At 55.5% G+C, this 18,577-nt stretch carries 17 protein-coding genes, 2 tRNA genes and 1 pseudogene; 16 read left to right on the plus strand and 4 right to left on the minus strand.

Annotated elements, in window-relative coordinates:
- The 9 genes from MOY_RS16075 to nadA form a co-directional block, all read left to right on the plus strand.
- A partial coding sequence (locus tag MOY_RS16075; protein ID WP_009101935.1) for a phosphoribosylformylglycinamidine synthase subunit PurQ occupies nt 1-1,095 on the plus strand: 1,095 nt, incomplete at its 5' end.
- Between the two features lie 184 nt (nt 1,096-1,279).
- A complete protein-coding gene (locus MOY_RS16080; protein ID WP_035540983.1) occupies nt 1,280-2,071 on the plus strand; it encodes a crotonase/enoyl-CoA hydratase family protein in 792 nt (263 codons plus the stop codon).
- Between the two features lie 70 nt (nt 2,072-2,141).
- Nucleotides 2,142-3,908, plus strand: a complete 1,767-nt coding sequence (locus tag MOY_RS16085) for a DEAD/DEAH box helicase (RefSeq protein ID WP_050949587.1) — start codon at nt 2,142-2,144, stop codon at nt 3,906-3,908.
- A 78-nt stretch (nt 3,909-3,986) separates the two neighbouring features.
- The gene (locus MOY_RS16090; RefSeq protein WP_009101942.1) at nt 3,987-4,931 is read left to right on the plus strand and encodes a segregation and condensation protein A; all 945 of its coding nucleotides are present in this window, start codon (nt 3,987-3,989) and stop codon (nt 4,929-4,931) included.
- On the plus strand, nt 4,928-5,770 hold the full coding sequence (scpB, locus tag MOY_RS16095) for an SMC-Scp complex subunit ScpB (protein ID WP_009101944.1): 843 nt from the start codon (nt 4,928-4,930) through the stop codon (nt 5,768-5,770). The genes MOY_RS16090 and scpB overlap by 4 nt, the downstream gene beginning before the upstream one ends.
- Entirely contained in the window at nt 5,754-6,635 is an 882-nt protein-coding gene (rluB, locus tag MOY_RS16100) for a 23S rRNA pseudouridine(2605) synthase RluB (RefSeq protein ID WP_009101946.1), read from the plus strand. The genes scpB and rluB overlap by 17 nt, the downstream gene beginning before the upstream one ends.
- 90 nt (nt 6,636-6,725) lie before the next feature.
- Nucleotides 6,726-6,801: transfer RNA gene (locus MOY_RS16105), tRNA-Lys, on the plus strand.
- A gap of 138 nt (nt 6,802-6,939) precedes the next feature.
- Nucleotides 6,940-7,015 (plus strand) — tRNA-Lys (locus tag MOY_RS16110).
- A 286-nt stretch (nt 7,016-7,301) separates the two neighbouring features.
- On the plus strand, nt 7,302-8,330 hold the full coding sequence (nadA, locus tag MOY_RS16115) for a quinolinate synthase NadA (RefSeq protein WP_035540986.1): 1,029 nt from the start codon (nt 7,302-7,304) through the stop codon (nt 8,328-8,330).
- Between the two features lie 151 nt (nt 8,331-8,481).
- On the opposite strand, the gene MOY_RS16120 is transcribed toward nadA, so the two are convergent.
- Nucleotides 8,482-9,942 (minus strand): M48 family metalloprotease, encoded by a 1,461-nt coding sequence (locus MOY_RS16120; RefSeq protein WP_009101950.1) that lies wholly within the window; start codon nt 9,940-9,942, stop codon nt 8,482-8,484.
- Nucleotides 9,943-10,107: 165 nt separating this feature from the next.
- Between MOY_RS16120 and MOY_RS16125 the strand changes: the two genes are divergently transcribed.
- Together MOY_RS16125 and MOY_RS16130 are read left to right on the plus strand one after the other, a co-directional pair.
- Complete coding sequence (locus MOY_RS16125; RefSeq protein WP_009101952.1) at nt 10,108-10,359, plus strand: sulfurtransferase TusA family protein; 252 nt, start codon at nt 10,108-10,110, stop codon at nt 10,357-10,359.
- Nucleotides 10,356-11,468, plus strand: a complete 1,113-nt coding sequence (locus tag MOY_RS16130; RefSeq protein WP_009101955.1) for an AI-2E family transporter — start codon at nt 10,356-10,358, stop codon at nt 11,466-11,468. The genes MOY_RS16125 and MOY_RS16130 overlap by 4 nt, the downstream gene beginning before the upstream one ends.
- Nucleotides 11,469-11,520: 52 nt before the next feature.
- Here the strand turns inward: MOY_RS16130 and MOY_RS16135 are convergent, their stop codons facing one another.
- Nucleotides 11,521-11,997, minus strand: a complete 477-nt coding sequence (locus MOY_RS16135) for a peroxiredoxin (RefSeq protein ID WP_009101957.1) — start codon at nt 11,995-11,997, stop codon at nt 11,521-11,523.
- A gap of 258 nt (nt 11,998-12,255) precedes the next feature.
- Here MOY_RS16135 and dapA point away from each other — a divergent pair, with 258 nt between their 5' ends.
- The 3 genes from dapA to purC all read left to right on the plus strand — a co-directional run bounded on the left by dapA (nt 12,256) and on the right by purC (nt 14,969).
- Nucleotides 12,256-13,140: a 4-hydroxy-tetrahydrodipicolinate synthase gene (dapA, locus tag MOY_RS16140; RefSeq protein ID WP_009101959.1), complete on the plus strand. Its 885-nt coding sequence runs from the start codon at nt 12,256-12,258 to the stop codon at nt 13,138-13,140.
- Nucleotides 13,141-13,222: 82 nt separating this feature from the next.
- Nucleotides 13,223-14,221, plus strand: a complete 999-nt coding sequence (gene bamC / locus MOY_RS16145; RefSeq protein WP_009101961.1) for an outer membrane protein assembly factor BamC — start codon at nt 13,223-13,225, stop codon at nt 14,219-14,221.
- 31 nt (nt 14,222-14,252) lie between these two features.
- On the plus strand, nt 14,253-14,969 hold the full coding sequence (gene purC / locus MOY_RS16150) for a phosphoribosylaminoimidazolesuccinocarboxamide synthase (RefSeq protein WP_009101963.1): 717 nt from the start codon (nt 14,253-14,255) through the stop codon (nt 14,967-14,969).
- A gap of 204 nt (nt 14,970-15,173) precedes the next feature.
- Here the strand turns inward: purC and tsaA are convergent.
- Nucleotides 15,174-15,854 (minus strand): annotated as a pseudogene (tsaA, locus tag MOY_RS16155) (tRNA (N6-threonylcarbamoyladenosine(37)-N6)-methyltransferase TrmO); the annotation flags it as partial.
- A gap of 118 nt (nt 15,855-15,972) precedes the next feature.
- On the opposite strand from tsaA, the gene MOY_RS16160 reads away from it, so the two are divergent.
- Nucleotides 15,973-16,500, plus strand: coding sequence for a GNAT family N-acetyltransferase (locus MOY_RS16160; RefSeq protein ID WP_009101968.1), 528 nt, complete (start codon nt 15,973-15,975; stop codon nt 16,498-16,500).
- A 5-nt stretch (nt 16,501-16,505) separates the two neighbouring features.
- Here MOY_RS16160 and nadC read toward each other — a convergent pair whose 3' ends face one another.
- On the minus strand, nt 16,506-17,360 hold the full coding sequence (nadC, locus tag MOY_RS16165) for a carboxylating nicotinate-nucleotide diphosphorylase (protein WP_009101971.1): 855 nt from the start codon (nt 17,358-17,360) through the stop codon (nt 16,506-16,508).
- Nucleotides 17,361-17,440: 80 nt separating this feature from the next.
- Here nadC and ampD point away from each other — a divergent pair, with 80 nt between their 5' ends.
- The gene (gene ampD, locus MOY_RS16170; RefSeq protein WP_009101973.1) at nt 17,441-18,019 is read left to right on the plus strand and encodes a 1,6-anhydro-N-acetylmuramyl-L-alanine amidase AmpD; all 579 of its coding nucleotides are present in this window, start codon (nt 17,441-17,443) and stop codon (nt 18,017-18,019) included.
- Nucleotides 18,020-18,577 lie beyond the last annotated feature (558 nt).

The raw sequence follows: 18,577 nt of genomic DNA on the forward strand, positions 1-18,577 counted from the left end.
CAGGTGAACCGGGCAGACACTGAAGAAGTGCTGACCCAGTTTGCCATCGCGGGTATTGAGACCTGCGGCGTTATTGCCCGCCCCCGCTACGACGACCAAGTACGGGTCACGCTGTTTGAAGAACCGTTATTAGAAACCACCCGCCAACTGACTCAGCGCACTTGGACTGAGACCAGCTATCGTATGCAGGCGCTGCGGGATAATCCTGAGTGCGCAAAGAACGAATTCGACAACCTGCTTGACGCTCGCGACCCTGGCTTAAGTGCCGCGCCCAGCTTCGATATTAACGACGATATCAGCGCGCCGTTTATTAACACCACAAAACCTGCGGTTGCGGTGCTGCGCGAGCAGGGGGTTAATGGCCAGGTTGAGATGGGCTGGGCCTTCCACAAAGCGGGCTTTGATGCGGTGGATGTGCACATGAGCGACATCCTGGAAGGCCGTGTTTCTCTTGATGAGTTCAAAGGGCTCGTCGCCTGTGGCGGTTTCTCCTACGGCGACGTGTTGGGTGCCGGCGGCGGTTGGGCGAAGTCGGTGCTGTTTAACGAGCGCGCCCGGGAGCAGTTTGCCGCGTTCTTCACCCGCGACGATAGCTTCTCGTTAGGCGTATGTAACGGCTGTCAGATGCTTTCACAGCTGAAAACGCTGATTCCCGGCGCTGAAAACTGGCCGGCGTTCGTACGCAATGAGTCCGAGCAGTTTGAAGCACGGGTCGCTATGGTGCGGGTAGAAAAGAGCCCCTCGATTCTATTGGCGGGCATGGAAGGCTCCAAGCTGCCGATTGCCGTGGCCCACGGTGAAGGCCGCGCCGAGTTCCGCGATACCGCGCACCTGCGCACCATGCAGTCCAGCAGCCAGATCGCGCTGCGTTATATTGATAACTACGGTCAGGTGACTACCCGCTACCCGGCTAACCCCAACGGCTCGCCGTCGGGCATTACCGGTTTAACCACGCCAGATGGCCGCGTCACCATCATGATGCCTCACCCGGAGCGAGTGACCCGCGCAGTTACCAACTCCTGGCGCCCCGCTGAGTGGACCGAAGATGGTGCGTGGTTGCGCCTGTTCCGTAACGCCCGTGTGTGGCTGGGTTAAGACCTGTCATTGCTTGTGAAAAGCGGCCTGCGGGCCGCTTTTTGCTTATGACAGAGACGTGGTTGCGGTGACAGCTGGGGTGAGATGAAACGTTTGTTTGAAAATGGGCCGCCCTCGCGCCACACTCAGTTCACAAGAGCAGGGTCGCCAATGGGTGGCGAGCCAAAAAATTCTGGGAGTTGGAATGCATCAAACCTTCAATGAGCGCGTGACGTTGACCTTCGTTGACCATGTGGCCGAGGTTATGTTGTCGCGTCCTGACCATCACAATGGCTTGGATTGGGCCATGATCGACGGTCTGCTGGCGGCACAGCAGCACCTAACCGAGCTTGCGGGGCTACGTGCCGTGATCTTGAGCGGCGATGGCGACAGCTTTTGCGCCGGCCTCGATATGGCGTCGATCATGGGTGAGGCAGAGCGGTTGCCTACTCTGCTGGCACCCGACGCTACGGGTGTCAATCCGGTGCAGCGCTTGGCCATGGGGTGGCGTGAGCCGGGCGTGCCCGTCGTCGCTGCCCTGCACGGGCACGTTTACGGGGGTGGGCTGCAGATTGCCTTGGGTGCTGATATACGCATTCTCCACCCGCAGGCGCGTCTCGGGCTGCTGGAGATTGATTGGGGCATCATCCCCGATATGGCCATAAGCGTGACCGGAGAGTGGCTGCGTCAGGATGTGCTGTATGAACTGGCGATCAGCGGGCGCAAGGTGTCAGGAGATGAGGCTTACCAGCTTGGGCTTGGCACTCGCCTGAGCGAAACGCCGCTGGCGACGGCGCGGGATACCGCCGCGCTAATTGCCTCACGCTCGCCTCAAGCCGTGGCGGCGGCGCGTGAGCTATTTACCCGAGGACCAGCCTTGGGTCACCGGGATCGGCTGGCGCTCGAAGCCCATTTGCAGCGGCAGCTATTGGCCAGCGCTGAACAGCGCGAGGCGGTAAGCGCACGAATGGAGCGTCGACCCCCGCGTTTTGACTAACATACCTCACTTAAACGCTTCCGCTGGCTCTGGCTCGCCACCCAGCCTGCGCCCCTACCAAACGGAGGCCGTGCAGCGGGTAGTGGAGCACTTCCGTGCGACCAGTGCGCCAGGAGTAGTCGTGCTGCCCACCGGCAGTGGTAAGTCGCTGGTGATTGCCGAGCTTGCAAGGCTTGCCCGTGGGCGCGTGTTGGTGCTGGCGCACGTGCGCGAGCTGGTAGAGCAAAACCACGCTAAATACCAAGCTTACGGGCTTGCGGCGGATATTTTTAGCGCCGGGTTAAAGCGCAAAGAGGCCAGCCGCCAAGTGGTCTTTGGTTCGGTGCAGTCAGTGGTGCGTAACCTTGAACGCTTCACTGACGCCAGCTTTACGCTGCTGGTCATTGACGAGTGCCACCGAGTCTCGCTGGAGAAAGACGCAAGCTATCGCCAGGTGATTGATCATCTTCAGCGTCAGAATCCGCAGTTGAAAATTCTTGGTTTAACCGCCACGCCGTTTCGCTTAGGGCAGGGGTTTATCTACCACCGCCACCACCATGGCATGGTGCGTGGTGATGACGCGTGCTTCTTTGCCGACTGCGTATTTGAACAGCCGCTGCGGCTGATGGTGAAGCAGGGCTTTTTGGCCGCACCCAAACGGCTGGATATGGCCATTGAGGGCTACGATTTTTCTGCTCTTGCACCCGCCGCTGGGGGGTTATTCCGCGAGGAGGAGCTTAATCGCGTGGTGGCGGGCAGCCGCGCTACGCCCGGCATTATTGCCCAGGTGGTTGAGTACGCTAAAGAGCGTCAGGGCGTGATGATTTTTGCCGCCACCGTGGCCCACGCCGAAGAGGTGATCAGCTACCTGCCCGCGGAGCAGGCAGCGCTCATTACCGGAGCGACGGCCACACAGGAACGCACCTCGATCATAGCGCGGTTTAAAGCCCGTGAGCTGAAGTTCCTGGTAAATGTCGCGGTGCTGACCACTGGCTTTGATGCCCCCCATGTGGATTTAATCGCTATTCTGCGGCCCACTGAATCGGTGAGCCTCTACCAGCAGATGGTGGGGCGGGGGCTGCGGCTTTCACCAGGGAAAGCCGATTGCCTGATTCTCGACTACGCGGGCAATCCGTGGGATCTCTATGCGCCCGAAGTGGGGGAGCCAAAGCCTGATAGCGATAGCGAACCGGTGCAGGTGGCGTGCCCGGCCTGCGGTCATGCCAACCTATTTTGGGGTAAGCGCGACGGAGAGCTGGTGATTGAGCATTTCGGTCGCCGCTGTCAGGGGTTAGTCGAGCAGCCTAACTTGCCTGTTAGCGAGAGCAAGGGTGGCCGGGGCGCAGCTTCGGGCGTCTATAAAAAGCAGTGCGACTTTCGCTTCCGCTTTAAAGTATGCGATAGCTGCGGTGCTGAAAACGATATTGCCGCCCGCCGCTGTCACGGCTGCCAACAACTGCTGGTGGACGCCGACGATAAACTGAAAGATGCGCTCAAATTAAAAGACGCTAAAGTGCTGCGGGTCAGCGGTATGCAGTTAGAGGCGACCACCAATGGACGGGGCTTGCCGCGCTTAAAGGTCACCTACTACGACGAAGATGGTGTGAGCCTTGCCGAGTGGTTTGCACTGGAAACCGCCGCTCAGCGGCGGGCGTTTTACGCTGTCTTTTTACGCGACCACCTGCGTGCCCCAGGCGCCAAGTGGCAGCCGATGACGCCGAATGAGGTGGTTGATGAGCAGTGCCGCCTGCGCTACCCGGATTTTGTGGTGGGCCGTAAAGTCGGGCGGCACTGGCAGCTTCGCGATAAGCTATTCGACTACCAAGGCCGCTACCGCAAGGCCGCCGAGGCGGGCTAGGGGAATGTTCGCCTTCCTGCGGCGCTGTTACACTGGCGCCATCATTTAATGCCTGCATAACCGAGGGGTTCGACCCGCGTGAGCGAGACGCCAAGCGCCATCGTTGACCATTTTGATACCACAACCGCCGAGCCTGTGGTGCAAGCGCTTGGGCGGCTGTTTGATGAGCCCATCACTCAGTTGCCGGAAGATCTCTATATCCCACCGGAAGCGCTGCGGGTGTTCTTAGAGGCTTTTGAAGGGCCGCTTGACCTACTTCTCTACCTGATTCGCCGCCAGAACCTGGATATTTTGACCATCAATGTGGCGACCATTACCCACCAGTACATCGAGTACGTGGAGCTAATGAAGTCTATGGAGATTGAGCTGGCCGGAGAGTACCTACTCATGGCGGCCATGCTGGCGGAAATCAAATCCCGCACGCTGCTGCCCCGCCCGCCAAAGGCAGAGGGTGAAGATGAAGAGGACCCCAGGGCTGAGCTGATCCGTCGCTTACAGGAGTACGAGCGCCTTAAAGAAGCTGCCGAAGCGCTGGATACGCTGCCTCGGATAGGGCGCGACTGGTTTAGTGTCCAGGCCGGGCTGCCCCCCTTGGACACGCGGGTGATTCACCCGGAGGTAGGGCTGGATGAGCTGCTAGGGGCGCTTTCCGATATCATGAAGCGTGCTGAGCTTGTCCAGGCCCACCAGATCAGTCGCGAGGTTCTTTCTACCCGCGAACGCATGCTGAAAATCATGGCGCTGCTTAGCCACGATGATGCCCAGCAGCGCTACACGCCTTTCGAGGCTTTATTTACTCTGGAAGAGGGGCGTGCCGGGGTGGTGGTGACCTTTATGGCGATTTTAGAGCTTGCCAAAGAAGCCATGATCGAAATTGTCCAAAACGCACCGTTATCGCCCATTCACGTGCGTGCACGGCGCGCAGCCTTGCCAGATGGGGAGGAGAGTGCATTTGAAGACGCCGATGAAGAAAGTGGCGCTTTTGAAGAGTCCGCGTTTGAACCTAGCGAGGAGTCCCGGTGAGAGACACCACGTTAGACGATATTATTGAAGCGGCGCTTTTAGCCGCAGGGGAACCCCTCGCCGTTGAACGTCTTGAAACGCTGTTTTTGGCCGATGAGTGCCCATCGAGAAAGGCGCTGCGGGATGCGCTGGCGCGGCTTGCGCTTCGCCATGATGCTGGCGCGCTGGAGCTGGTTGAAACCGCCTCGGGTTTCCAGTTGCGTATCCGCCCACGGCTGGCACACTGGGTGTCTCGTTTATGGGATGAGCGCCCGCAGCGCTACTCGCGGGCGCTGCTGGAAACGCTGGCGCTCATTGCCTATCGCCAGCCGGTGACCCGGGGTGATATCGAAGAGGTGCGCGGGGTGAGTGTCAGCAGCTCGATTATGCGTACGCTGATGGAGCGCGGTTGGATACGCGTAGTGGGGCACCGTGATGTGCCCGGTCGCCCGGCAGTGTACGCCACTACCCGCAGCTTTCTGGATGACTTCGGCCTGAAAACGCTGGATGCGCTGCCACCGATGCACGAGATAGCGAGTTGGCAAGAGCCGCTAGAGGATGACACTCAACTTACGTCAGCAGTGGCTGAGAAGGGCGAGCCTGACAGTGGCGCCCCCGAGGAGCAGAATACGTCTCAAACACTGGACGAAACGCCAGAAACCGTGCAGGATGCGCCACCCCAGCCAGAAGCGATAACTACGGCTGAGACAGCCGATAACCACGCCGAGAAGGCGTTAACCCAGCCGCTAAGCTTTGCCGATTTAGAGGCGCGGCTTGCGGCACGTGCGCAGCGCAGCGACGACAGTGCCCGCACGCAGACCAACGATGTGAGGTCAGACGACCATGAGTCAGAGCAATAACACCACGCCCCCCACCAGCGAAAAGCTGCAGAAAGTGCTGGCCCGTGCAGGGCTTGGCTCCCGCCGTGAAATGGAAACCGCCATTGCCGACGGCCGGGTAAAGGTGAATAGCCAGGTAGCGAAGTTAGGCGACCGAGTTGAAGCCCGTGATAAGGTTAGTTTCGATGATCGGCCAGTAACATTGCGGCCTGAAAATGAAGTGCCGCGTCGGGTCATTATGTACAACAAGCCCGAAGGCGAGCTGTGCACGCGTAAAGACCCGGAAGGCCGCCGCACGGTATTTGAGCGGCTGCCGCGCTTAAAAGGCGAACGCTGGATTGCGATTGGTCGCTTGGATATCAACACCAGTGGCCTGCTGCTGTTTACCACCGATGGCGAGCTTGCTAACCGCTTGATGCATCCCTCCACTCAAGTGGAGCGTGAGTATGCGGTACGGGTGATGGGCGAGGTTAAACGCGAGCACATTGTGGCCATGGTAGATGGCGTAATGCTCGAAGATGGCCCCGCGCGCTTTACTGACGTACAGGAGTTTGGCGGCGAAGGCATTAATACCTGGTTTCACGTGGTGATTTTGGAAGGGCGTAACCGTGAAGTGCGTCGCTTATGGGAATCTCAAGAGCTGACGGTTAGCCGCCTTAAGCGCGTTCGTTACGGCAATATCTTCCTGGATAAGCGCGCCAAAGCCGGAGAGTGGGTAGAGCTTTCTCAGGACGAAGTGGATGATTTGGCAACCCTGGCGAATTTAGAAACTCGCAAAGTGCCTGAGCTGACTCCAGATGAGAAAAATCGCTGGAGCCGCGACAAGAACAAGCGTCGCCCGGTTCAGGCCATGCGTAAGCCCAAGCCTAAGACCAAGCATCGTTAGTAGCGCTAAAGTAACGGGTGTTTATAGGCTAAAGATAAAAAACGCTTGCCATCGATAAGCTGTATCCGTACTATATGCATCCGTTCGAGGGGGTCGTTAGCTCAGTTGGTAGAGCAGTTGACTTTTAATCAATTGGTCGTAGGTTCGAATCCTACACGACCCACCATTTCGAACGGCTATAGCGCATTAAGTAATGTAATATTTATTACTTAGCGATTATTAATATAGCGCTTATCAATATGGTTTTAAGTAAAAGAGTGAGTCAGCGTAGTTACTGCTTATTAAATACTACGTAGCAAAATTTGGGTCGTTAGCTCAGTTGGTAGAGCAGTTGACTTTTAATCAATTGGTCGTAGGTTCGAATCCTACACGACCCACCAAATTCAACGCCCTTGGTAGCTTGCTGCCAAGGGCGTTTTGCTATGCAGTGGGCAGCCCTCGAAACGAACTTTCTGCTTGCAGTAGGCAACAATTGTCCACCACAATAGTCCAAGCTTTAGCTATCGGTGACACCACGATAGCGCTGGCCGCATTATTGAGGCCAGAGCGGCGAGCCACCGCGAGAGACGCAGCGGCACGTCGCATCGAGAGCGGCGCGTGCGGAGTGCATACGCCGTGACTGATGTTTAACAGGGGGATTCCCTGTTTGTCACAGTGGTAGACACGATGACTATTATGACTTCCCAAGCTGAGCTTGATGCTCCGCTCCCAATTCCGTACTGCCCCACCCGTATTCCTGCGGAAGATGAGGCGCGGGTTGCTGAAATTAAGCAGTTGCTTAACGCCCACAATGCGGTGTTGGTTGCGCATTACTACACCGATGATGCTATCCAACAACTGGCTGAAGAGACCGGCGGCTGTGTCGCTGACTCCCTGGAAATGGCCCGCTTTGGCGCTCGTCACGATGCGACGACCTTGGTTGTTGCAGGCGTTCGTTTTATGGGGGAGACGGCAAAAATTCTTTCGCCAGAAAAACGCGTGTTAATGCCCACCCTAGAAGCGACCTGTTCGCTAGATATTGGCTGCCCAATTGATGAATTTAGCGCTTTCTGTGATGCGCACCCGGACCGCACGGTGGTGGTCTATGCCAATACGTCTGCCGCTGTAAAAGCGCGGGCCGACTGGGTGGTCACATCGTCTATTGCAGTAGAGGTGATTGAACACCTTCAGGCGAAAGGTGAGAAAATTCTCTGGGCACCGGATAAACACCTTGGTGGCTATATTCAGAAGAAAACCGGCGCCGACATGCTGATGTGGGATGGCGCCTGTATTGTTCATGAAGAGTTCAAGGCCAAAGGTATTGAGGATCTGAAGCGTCTCTACCCTGATGCTGCAGTGCTGGTGCATCCCGAGTCACCGGACGCCGTCGTCAAGCTGGCGGATGTGGCGGGGTCGACCTCCCAGTTAATTAAAGCAGCCCAAACGCTGCCTAATGAGCAGCTGATTGTGGCTACTGACCGCGGTATCTTCTTCAAGATGCAGCAAGCGGTGCCGGGCAAGACGCTGTTTGAAGCGCCTACCGCTGGCAATGGTGCGACCTGTCGTAGCTGCGCCCACTGCCCGTGGATGGCCATGAACGCCCTGGATAATTTATCAGGCGCACTGCGCCACGGCAGCGGTGAAATCTTTGTGGATGAAGCACTGCGTCAGCAGGCGTTAAAGCCGCTAGAGCGCATGCTAAGTTTTAACGCCTGACTTTTAACACCTAACTTTTAACGCCTAAGTTTGAATAGCGACGTCAGTCGCCTGGGGCTTGCTGAGTGCTGAAAGGTTTGTGCACGCAACGCCTTTACAACGACCCGACCCGAACCGCCATAGGTAGTTCGGGTCGTTTTGTTTCTTTACATCAAAACTTATCAAGCGCTTCACGGTACCCAATAAACGCTTCCCGCCGCTGTTCAATACGCGCTAGCGCTTGCTGGTCATTCTCCTGCTGAGCCGCATCTTTGGCGATGCTGAGCTGGCGAATGCCACGATCTATTCTGCCGGTGAGCTGAAGATGTTCAGCACGGGCCAGGTGCGCCCAGCCATTATCGCCACTGCGGCCCGCGGCTTCAGCAAGCAGGCTAAACCCTTGCGGGTTTTCCGGGTGGCGTGCGGTAATGTCTCTTAGCAGACTGTAAGCGGCTTCCGGATTTCGCTGTAACTGTGCTTCAGCCAATACTAACTGTGCGGGTAAATAGCTTGGTGATAGCCTTAGTAACCGTTGGCTGCGGGTAATGGCGTCGTCATAGCGCTGAGCATCAAGCGCTATGCTGGCGGCAGATGCAGGTAGCATGCTGTAATCAGGCAGTTCACGGGCTAATTGATCAAGGGTATTGAGGGCGCTATCCGTTTGGCCGTTATGCGCCGCAATGAGGGCGCTTAGGTAGCGCTGTGCGGGTTCTTCTGCGCCCTCMTGGGCAAAGCGGGAAGCAGCCTGCTGAGGGTTATTGCGGTTAATGCTTAGCAGTGCTCGTGCGCGCATCATGTCGTACAGCGTATCGCTGGTGTAAGTATCGGCAACCTGGAGCTGGGATGCACGGGCCTGGGCATCACTTAAGCGGCTATCAGAGACAGGGTGGGTCAATAAGAACTCTGGCGGTGAGCCTCCCTGCAAGCGCGCCATGCGCTGCATAGCACCAAACATACGTACCATAGCCTCCGGGTCGTAGCCTGCATTTGCCATGGCTTGAAGGCCAATCCGGTCGGCCTCTTGCTCAAAGCGGCGAGAGTAGCTGAGCTGGTCTTGAATCAGTGCTGCCTGGGACCCCATGGCAGCGGCAATGCCCGCGTCGCCACCGCCGCTTGCGGCAATCAACATGCCCGCCAGCATGGCGGCCATGGCGGGCAGCTGGGTCTGCTCAGCGCGGGCGCTGCCTCGGGCATAATGGCGCTGGGAAAGATGGCCAAGCTCGTGAGCGAGTACTGACACGAAAGCGCCTTCATCTTCGGCAAAAGCAAACAGCCCCGAGTTGATGCCTACAACACCGCCGGGAACCGCGAACGCATTCAGTGAGCGGTTGTCGACCATGACGATAGTGGTTTGCAGGCTGCCGAGTTGACTGTGGGGGGCAAGGCGGGCGATCAGGCCATGCACGTAGTCGCTAACGATAGGATCCTGCCACTGGGGGGCGTGGGCGCGAAACTGACGCAGCCACGCTCGGCCCAAACGATACTCTTCATTGCTCACTGAGGTGGCTGCACCGCCAAGACTAGGCAGTTGGTAATCATCGATGGCGTGGCCCGAAGGGCTAACGGCAGCCGTGCTAAGCGCAAAGAAAAGCGCAAGGGCCCAGCGTGGGTAAGCAGTGCGAAGGTGCGACATGGCATCCTCATGAGTGAGTCTGACGTAAAGTATTATGCGCAGTGAACAGCGGTGTGACATTGATTCAGGCAGGGAAGTGCCGTTAAATCAAATCCACAGCGGGCATCGCGAAAAAATAGTTTATGCAACAATGCCATATTTAGGCGGCATTTTGAGGGAGAGGTTATGGCTGGGCAAACCCCCGATTTAATACTGGATGCGAGTGGGCTGCACTGTCCGCTTCCCTTGTTAAAGGCAAAACAGGCGCTTTCAGGTCTTGCGCCGGGTCAACTGCTGGAAGTCCGTGCGACCGATGCTGGCGCGTGGCGGGATATGGCATCATTTACCGACCAAAGCGCCCACGTGCTAGAGCAGCGTGAGCAGCGCGATGATGTTTACTTTTTTTGGATACGTAAAGCAGGGAATACACACTCATGACCATGCGCACTATTCTGAAAAGTTGGATTGATCGTTACTTTTCAGACGAAGAGGCGTTAATTCTTCTGCTGGTGCTGGTAGCGGGCTTTGCGGCCATTATCTGGTTTGGCCGAATGTTGGCACCGTTTTTTACGGCGCTCGTGTTGGCGTTTCTGTTGCAAGGCGTGGTGAACGTGTTAACGCGGCGAAGTGTGCCGCATTTGTTATCCGTGATTATCGTTTTTCTAGGCTTTATTGGCGTGTTGCTAACGCTGGCCTTTATTTTGATGCCGCTTATTTGGAACCAGTTGGTAGGGCTCGTACAGGAAACGCCGCGCATGTTTGCCAGTGGCCAAGGGTGGTTGGATGAGCTGCAGGCTCGCTACCCAAACTTGATTACACCTGACCAAATGCAGAGCTGGATTGGCGTTGCCGGGCGTGAAATTAGTCAGGTGGGTCAGCGCGCGTTGACCCTTTCGCTGGCTTCTCTGGGTAACGTGATGTCGCTGATTATCTATTTGGTATTGGTGCCCATCCTGGTTTTTTTCATGCTTAAAGACCGTGAAGCGTTAGTCGGTTTTACGCTCTCGTTACTGCCGCAGAAGCGCACGCTGCTAACGCGTATTTGGCATGAAATGGACCATCAGATTGCTAACTACATACGCGGTAAGTTTATCGAAATTATCATTGTCGGCAGCGTGGCTTTTTTTACCTTCGCTTTCTTTGGCCTGCCTTATACGGCGCTGCTTGCGGTGTTAGTCGGGCTGTCAGTGCTGGTTCCTTACATTGGCGCGGCGGTCGCCACACTACCAGTGGCGGCAGTTGCAGGTTTTCATTTCGGTATCAGCGAGCAGTTTGCCTATGTGCTGGTGGCGTATGGTGTGATTCAAGCATTGGACGGTAACGTGCTGGCGCCCGTGCTGTTTTCAGAAACTAACAATATCCATCCCGTTTCGATTATTGTCGCAGTGCTGTTTTTCGGCGGTATTTGGGGCTTTTGGGGCATCTTTTTTGCGATACCGCTGGCAACACTGCTTAAAGCGTTGGTGTATGCGTGGCCGAGAGGTGTTGAAGAGCAGGAGGAAAATCGTTTACTGAATCATTCGGGGCAAGAGTTGCCTAAAGATTGATCGCGCTCTGCCTATTGGGCAGAGCGCAAGTTGCCAGAAAGTAGAGGAGCGCTTAGTGCCCGGCGTGCAGTGCTTCAGCAGCGGCTAGCACTTCATCCACATGGCCGGGGACTTTCACGCCGCGCCACGCTTGGGCGAGTTTGCCCTCACTGTCGATTAAGAACGTGCTGCGTTCAATTCCCAAATGCTCTTTGCCATACATCTTTTTTAGCTTGATAACGTCGAATAGCTGACAAACGTTTTCATCTTTGTCAGAAATGAGCTCGAAGTTAAAGTCTTGCTTGGCTTTGAAGTTCTCCTGGGCACGGATGCCGTCCCGGGAAACGCCGATAATGACCGTATTGGCCGCATCAAACTGGCTTTTACGATCGCGAAAGTCGCCCCCTTCGGTGGTGCAGCCCGGCGTGCTGGCTTTTGGGTAAAAGTAGATGACGACTTGTTTGCCCTTGAGCTCCGAAAGCGTGATGGTAGTGTCGCCCGTGGCAGAGGCGGAAAAGTCGGCTACTGGCTGGCCAAGTTCAATAGACATACAGACTCCTTTTTGAGGTAACGTTCAAGAGGGATTACACGCAAGTGCAGCCCGCCTGTCAAAGCGGATCACCCTGGTTAAGCAAACTCACTGCGCTTTACGCTGTACAGGCTTGAGTCGCCTGAGTACCATTTGCTGGTTATGGGCGGGGCTGACCATGCTCCTCAAGGTATCAATGCTGCGTTTTAGCTCAATGAAGTTCATTGCGTCGCACGTGGCAGGTTGATTTCAACATTTTGCAGGTGAGGGAAAAAACGGATGATCACAGGCAGCATTGTCGCCCTGGCGACGCCGATGAAGGTCAATGGCGACATCGACTGGGAGGCGCTTCGTCGTCTGGTGAACTTCCACCTCGACAATGGTACCGATGCCATTGTCGCAGCGGGCACCACGGGCGAACCCACTACCATGTCCTTTGCCGAACACTTTGATGTGATTCGTAGCGTGGTAGAAGAGGTGAATGGTCGAATTCCAGTCATTGCGGGCACTGGCGCCAACGCTACATCTGAAGCGGTAGAGCTGGCGCGTTATGCCAGTGAAGTAGGCGCTGACTACTGCTTGTCGGTTTGCCCCTACTACAATAAGCCCACCCAGGAAGGGCTCTACCAGCATTTCAAAGCGGTGGCCGAGGGCAGCAAATTACCCGTAATTCTGTATAACGTGCCTAGCCGCACCTGCTCTGACCTCTACAATGAGACCGTTTTGCGCTTGGCCGAGGTGGATAATATCATCGGCTTGAAAGACGCCACGGGGAACCTTGAGCGCGCAGAAGATCTAATTAGTCGCCTGAAAGGCAGTGGCTTTATGCTCTACTCAGGTGATGACGCTACGGCGTGTGACTTCATGTTGATGGGTGGGCATGGTGATATTTCCGTTACCGCCAACGTTGCCCCGCAAGCGATGCACGATTTATGTGCCGCAGCTATTGCCGGTGATGCTGATAAAGCTCACCAGCTCAATACGCGTTTGATGCCGCTGCATACTAACCTGGGAATCGAGTCCAACCCGATTCCGGTTAAGTGGGCGTTGCATCGCATGGGCTATATGGACGCAGGTATTCGTTTACCGCTAACGTGGTTGTCGGAAAAGTATCATGGCACCGTCAGCGAGGCGCTGCAGCTTGCGGGCGTTGTAGAGGTGTAACCCGTCGCGATACCCCTTGCTACCCGGCGTAAGGCCCTTGGGCCTGCCGGGTATCTAATTTGTTGACTGTTAAGGTGGCTTGATGAGCCCTGTGCTTAAAAAACCTGTGCTTGAAAAACGTGTGCTTAAATGGATACCGCTGGCACTGGCAACCGCTGTTGTGCTCGCTGGCTGCGCGCGGGATGGTTATTACCATGACCGTAACCTGGATTACACCGAAGTAGCGCCTGCCCCGCCCCTGGTGCTGCCCGAAACCCGTAATACTCAGCGTTACCGTGATGCGATGCCGGTGCCACAGGCAGCGACCCAAGGCACGCGGATTGAGAGAGCGGCAGACATTGCGCCACCGCAGTCGTTGACGATTGGAAGCGGCTTAGAACCCGATTATGTTGAGCGTCGTCAGGTAGGTAGGCAGTCGTGGTTGGTGGTAGCCGCTGAAACCGGCGCCGTATGGCCGCAGTTAGAAGCCTTTGCACACAGCCGGCAACTAGGTGTACAGCAGAGCAACGCCAGCCAAGGGGTAATTGAAACTTCTCAGGCGACGCTGCGTTTGCAAAGTGCGCTACGTGCAGGCAGCAGCGAAGTACGCTGCGAGCAAGGCGGACAAACGCAAGCTAGCTGTCTTGACGCATTAGAGCAGTATTTGGGCGCACGCAGTGCATCAGCCAGCGCGTCTTCTTCCTGGACAGCCCAACGCCTTTCCAGTCAGCAAACCCTGCAGGTACGCCAACAAGACGATGAGTGGCAAGTGGTGATTCCCCAGCCAGCTGATCGTGTTTGGGCAGAGCTAAACCATTATCTGGCACTCGATTTTAGCGTTGAAGGCCAGCGTGAGTTGATCGACACCTCTGCGGAAAACTACGAGTTTTTAGTTGAATATATGACGGAAAGCGAGCGTGGTCGTAATCCGCTGCAAATTGTTTTCAGCCAAGATGTGCGCCGCATGTCGCAGGAGATTCGTCTTGCCCTGCAGCCTGATGGCGACAAGACCATACTGCGTGCGGTCAATGCCAGCGAGCGCAGCTTCAGCGCCGACGATCAGCGCGAGTTGCTTGAGCGTGTCTCCGGCTACTTACGTTAATTTTTGATGTTGCATCCTTTTCGGAGCCCCCATGGAAAAGCGCCAAGAACTCTATGCCGGTAAGGCAAAATCTGTTTATACCACCGACGACCCTGACCTGCTGGTGCTGCACTTTCGGGACGATACCAGCGCCTTTGACGGCAAGAAGAAAGAGTCGCTAGCCCGCAAAGGCATGGTGAACAATATTTTTAATGCCTTCATTATGGAGCGCCTGCAAGAGGCAGGGATCCCTACGCATTTTGAGAAACAGCTTTCCGACACGGAAAGTCTGGTGAAAAAGATGCAGATGATTCCGGTGGAGTGCGTAGTGCGCAACATAGCCGCCGGTGGTTTGGTGAAGCGTTTGGGTGTGGAAGAGGGCGTTGCGCTCAATCCGCCCACCTTTGAACTGTTCCTAAAGAACGATGAAAAGGGCGACCCGATGATCAACGAATCATTGGCGGAAACGTTTGGCTGGGCGACCCCAGAGCAATTAGCAAAAATGAAGACGCTGACCTTCCAGGTAAACAACATACTTAAGCAATTGTTTGCTGACGGCGACATGCTGCTAGTGGATTACAAACTTGAATTTGGAGTGTTCAAAGACGAGATTGTACTGGGCGATGAGTTCTCGCCAGATGGTTGCCGCCTGTGGGATGCCAATACCCGTGAGAAGCTGGATAAAGACCGCTTCCGCCAAGGACTAGGCGGCGTTATCGAAGCCTACGAGGAAGTAGGTCGCCGTTTGGGGATTACCTTTCCCGCATAGCCCCCGCTAACTCGGAAATGTGTCAACTGCCACCACCTCTAAGGTGGTGGCACTGTTTTTAGCATCTAAGTCTTTAGAACTTGAATTTTGAGAACCTGAATTTTGAGAACCTAAGTCTTTAATATCGGCGTTTTTAATACCTGGGTTGTTAATACCTGGGTTTTTAACATCTGAGTGTCTACTGGCTGAGTTTTGAAGCGCTGGATTTATAACAGCGCGGAACTTCACATCTACATCGCGTAGGCGCACGCCGTAAAGTCGTTCGCTGTGTGCGTCGCGCTGGTAGGCGGGGCGTGGATCCTGTCCTAGTACCTGTTCAATTAAGGCATAGAGTGAAGCGCTATCGGCACGGGCTGCAAGGCTTTCCTTTGCTGCTTGGCTGAAGTGGACCGGAAGTAGGTCGGGTGCATGCGGCGCAAAGCCTGCTCTTGCATCGGGCCGCGCCTCTGCCCAGGGCAAGTAGGGTTTAATGTCCACCACAGGGGTGCCGTTTACTAAATCGCAGCCTTCAAGTTGCAAACGCACCCCGTGGGACGTATCGACTCCTGTAAGTGCGATAAGCGAAAGGCCTAATCGATTAGGTCGGTGGGTGCTACGGCTGGCAAATACGCCGACTTTACGGTTCCCCCCTAAGCGAGGGGGGCGCACTAAGGGTGTCCAGCGTGTGGGGCTTTGGTGAAAAATAAAGGATACCCAAATATGGCTAAACGCCTCTAGGCCACGCACGGCTAGCGGGTCGTTGAACGGCGGGGTAAGCACTAAGTGTGCCTCTGCTGCGGGTGCTAACCCTGGCTGGCGGGGCACGCCGAACTTATCGGGATAGTCACTTTCGATGTGGCCGATTGGCGTGATCGAAAAATGTTCGCTGTGCGGGCCATCATCCATCACACTGCCTTTTGTTAGAGTAGATTGAAAAGTAGTGACCGTAGTATAAAGCAGCCTGTTGGCCTAAGCCTGCTTGAATGACGCATCGAACGATAGTTCAACAGTCCAGAGGTAACGCATGACGAAAACTGAAGAGTCTAAAGCGCCTGCCTCGAATACGCGTGTTGTGTATCGCGCAGCTTTGGCGCGGGATGCTGCTGACCAAGCCGAGGTGTTTTATCACGCAGTAATGCAGGGAGCTGCTACCCATTATGATTTGGGTGAGCGGCGTGCCTGGGCGAATGCGCTGCCCCGTGAAGCGAGCGCTTGGGCTGCCCGTCAAGCGCTTTACACCACGTTAGTGGCTACCTGTGATGGGCGCTGTGTGGGGTTTTTAGAACTGGATTTAACCATCGGGCGTATCGAAACACTGTATGTATGGCCTTCGCTGGCTGGGCAGGGGATAGGCACCACGCTGCTTATTCACGCCGAGCGTTTTCTGTTGGAGCAGGGCCAGTCCCACGTTGAAATCGAAGCCAGCTTGGTACTCTATGAGCGCTTGCTTCGCCGAGGATTTAACGACCACGGCGAGCAGTGGGTAGAGCGTAGCGGTGAGTTACTTAAGCGTTACCGCATGACGAAACAGTTAAACGCGGTGGAAACCTAAGGTGCTTAGACGTTAAAGGTTTGGGTAATGCGCATGGAAAGGTCGATGGACTTCACGTCTTTGGTCAGTGCGCCGCTGGAAATGCAGTCTACACCTGTCTCAGCAATGGCTTTTAGCGTCGTGGCATCCACATTGCCTGATGCCTCCAGGGTTGCTCGACCGCCATTAATCTCCACCGCCACATGCAGGTCTTCCAAGGCGAAATTGTCGAGCATAATAATGTCGGCGCCAGCGGCCAATGCTTGGTCAAGCTCTTCAAAGGTTTCCACTTCGACTTCTACTGGAATATCGCTTGCCAGCTTGCGGGCCTGAGCAACGGCGGCTTGGATGCCACCACAGGCAGCAATGTGGTTCTCTTTGATCAAAAACGCATCCCACAAGCCGATACGGTGATTATGACCGCCGCCACAAGTGACGGCATACTTTTGCGCAAGGCGCATGCCGGGTAGCGTTTTTCGGGTATCGAGCAAACGAACGCCAGTGCCTTTAATCAGGTCGACGTAGCGGTGTGTTGCTGTTGCCGTGGCCGAGAGCGTTTGCAGCACATTAAGCGCTGCGCGTTCGCCGGTGAGCAGGCTGCGGGCGGGCCCTTCCAGCTCTAAAAAGTACTGCTCTGGAGCGAGCTGGTCGCCATCCGCCGCCTGCCAACGCAGGGTGACGCGGCTATCTAAACGGCGAAATATTTCATCCACCCAAGCAACGCCGCATAGCACTGCTGCCTCTCGGGACATCACTTTTGCCGTGGCCCACTGGTTCTCTGGAATTAACTGCGCGGTAATGTCGCCTGGGCCAACGTCTTCGGCTAGCAGGTGCGCAGCGCTGGAGCGGATCTCTTCGGCAAGTGCGTTTTGATAATGCATGGTGGATTCTCTGGGCGTCATCAAGTGTGAACCGCATTATAGTGAAAGTAAGCGTCAACGTAGAGGAGCATGTGCCCGTAATGAATAATGAAGCCATTGGCGGCGACTGGGGATCGGCGAGACAGGTGGCGTCGCCAAACTGCGATGCCCGACCAACCAACGAGGTATCGCTACTGTTAGTCCATGCGATTAGCCTTCCTCCAGGCCAGTTTAGCGGTGGTGCTATTGAAGCGCTGTTTACCAATCAATTAATACCTGATGAGCACCCCTTTTTTGCTGAGATTGCCCACCTGCGCGTTTCTGCGCATTTTTTAATTCGTCGCGATGGTCAATGTGTGCAGTTTGTTGATACGGATCAGCGCGCTTGGCATGCCGGGCGTTCACGCTGGTGGGATAGGCGCCAACATGGATGGCGAACTGCATTAAATGATTTCTCAGTAGGAATAGAGCTGGAAGGGGATGACATAACCCCTTTCACCCAAGCACAGTATCAAACGCTGGTGGCCGCGACCCATTGGCTTATGTCGCGCTACCCATTATTGGATCGGTCGCGCATTACCAGCCATGCGCATGTCGCACCGCTACGAAAAACGGATCCTGGGCCAGCGTTTGATTGGGCTTATTTTTATCAGCAGCTAGGCCCAAAGAGCTTGCTTTAACGTTGGTTAGTAAATGTGCTTAGGAAAGTGGAGAATTAATTAAGTACTTCACCTGTAAGTAAAACAAACGGTAGTTTGGCTACATTTTTGCGCGCCAATTAGCTGCGACTAAAGCATGGTTTTTTCCTTATGTTGCGGTGCAGTAGTTTGTTTTCGATGGACTTTTCCCTTGTGTTGGAATTGGCAGAGTGCCTGCTTTGCGGTATCTTCGCATATACAAAAGGCTAACTTTTACGACATTTTTGTAGCTTTACTACATTTAAAAGCATGTAGCTTATTGAATGTAGAACGAAAATCCCTGCACGACGCACATGCGTCGGCTGTTTATTGGCTTGTGGTGGCTAAACACCGCAGCTGCCCCAGGCCCCTTGGGTTAGCGGGGCTCATTGTCATTTATCGTCATTCGGAGAGACCTCTATGAGTCTGGAGACAAGAGAAGATCTCGATACAGTCGAAACCACGGAGTGGCTGGACTCCCTGGAATCGGTACTGGATCGTGAGGGCGAAGATCGTGCCCGTTACCTGATGACCCGCCTGGCGGATCGCCTGCGCCGGGAT

The sequence above is a fragment of the Halomonas sp. GFAJ-1 genome, assembly GCF_000236625.2.
Lineage (GTDB): Bacteria > Pseudomonadota > Gammaproteobacteria > Pseudomonadales > Halomonadaceae > Vreelandella.

Excerpts from the sequence above, each read along its gene's own strand:
- MOY_RS16080 (WP_035540983.1), top strand. The coding sequence starts at position 1,280 with ATGCATCAAACCTTCAATGAGCGCGTGACGTTGACCTTCGTTGACCAT.
- rluB (WP_009101946.1), top strand. The coding sequence starts at position 5,754 with ATGAGTCAGAGCAATAACACCACGCCCCCCACCAGCGAAAAGCTGCAG.
- nadA (WP_035540986.1), top strand. The coding sequence starts at position 7,302 with ATGACTATTATGACTTCCCAAGCTGAGCTTGATGCTCCGCTCCCAATT.
- MOY_RS16125 (WP_009101952.1), top strand. The coding sequence starts at position 10,108 with ATGGCTGGGCAAACCCCCGATTTAATACTGGATGCGAGTGGGCTGCAC.
- MOY_RS16130 (WP_009101955.1), top strand. The coding sequence starts at position 10,356 with ATGACCATGCGCACTATTCTGAAAAGTTGGATTGATCGTTACTTTTCA.
- MOY_RS16135 (WP_009101957.1), bottom strand. The coding sequence starts at position 11,997 with ATGTCTATTGAACTTGGCCAGCCAGTAGCCGACTTTTCCGCCTCTGCC.
- dapA (WP_009101959.1), top strand. The coding sequence starts at position 12,256 with ATGATCACAGGCAGCATTGTCGCCCTGGCGACGCCGATGAAGGTCAAT.
- bamC (WP_009101961.1), top strand. The coding sequence starts at position 13,223 with ATGAGCCCTGTGCTTAAAAAACCTGTGCTTGAAAAACGTGTGCTTAAA.
- purC (WP_009101963.1), top strand. The coding sequence starts at position 14,253 with ATGGAAAAGCGCCAAGAACTCTATGCCGGTAAGGCAAAATCTGTTTAT.
- MOY_RS16160 (WP_009101968.1), top strand. The coding sequence starts at position 15,973 with ATGACGAAAACTGAAGAGTCTAAAGCGCCTGCCTCGAATACGCGTGTT.
- nadC (WP_009101971.1), bottom strand. The coding sequence starts at position 17,360 with ATGCATTATCAAAACGCACTTGCCGAAGAGATCCGCTCCAGCGCTGCG.
- ampD (WP_009101973.1), top strand. The coding sequence starts at position 17,441 with ATGAATAATGAAGCCATTGGCGGCGACTGGGGATCGGCGAGACAGGTG.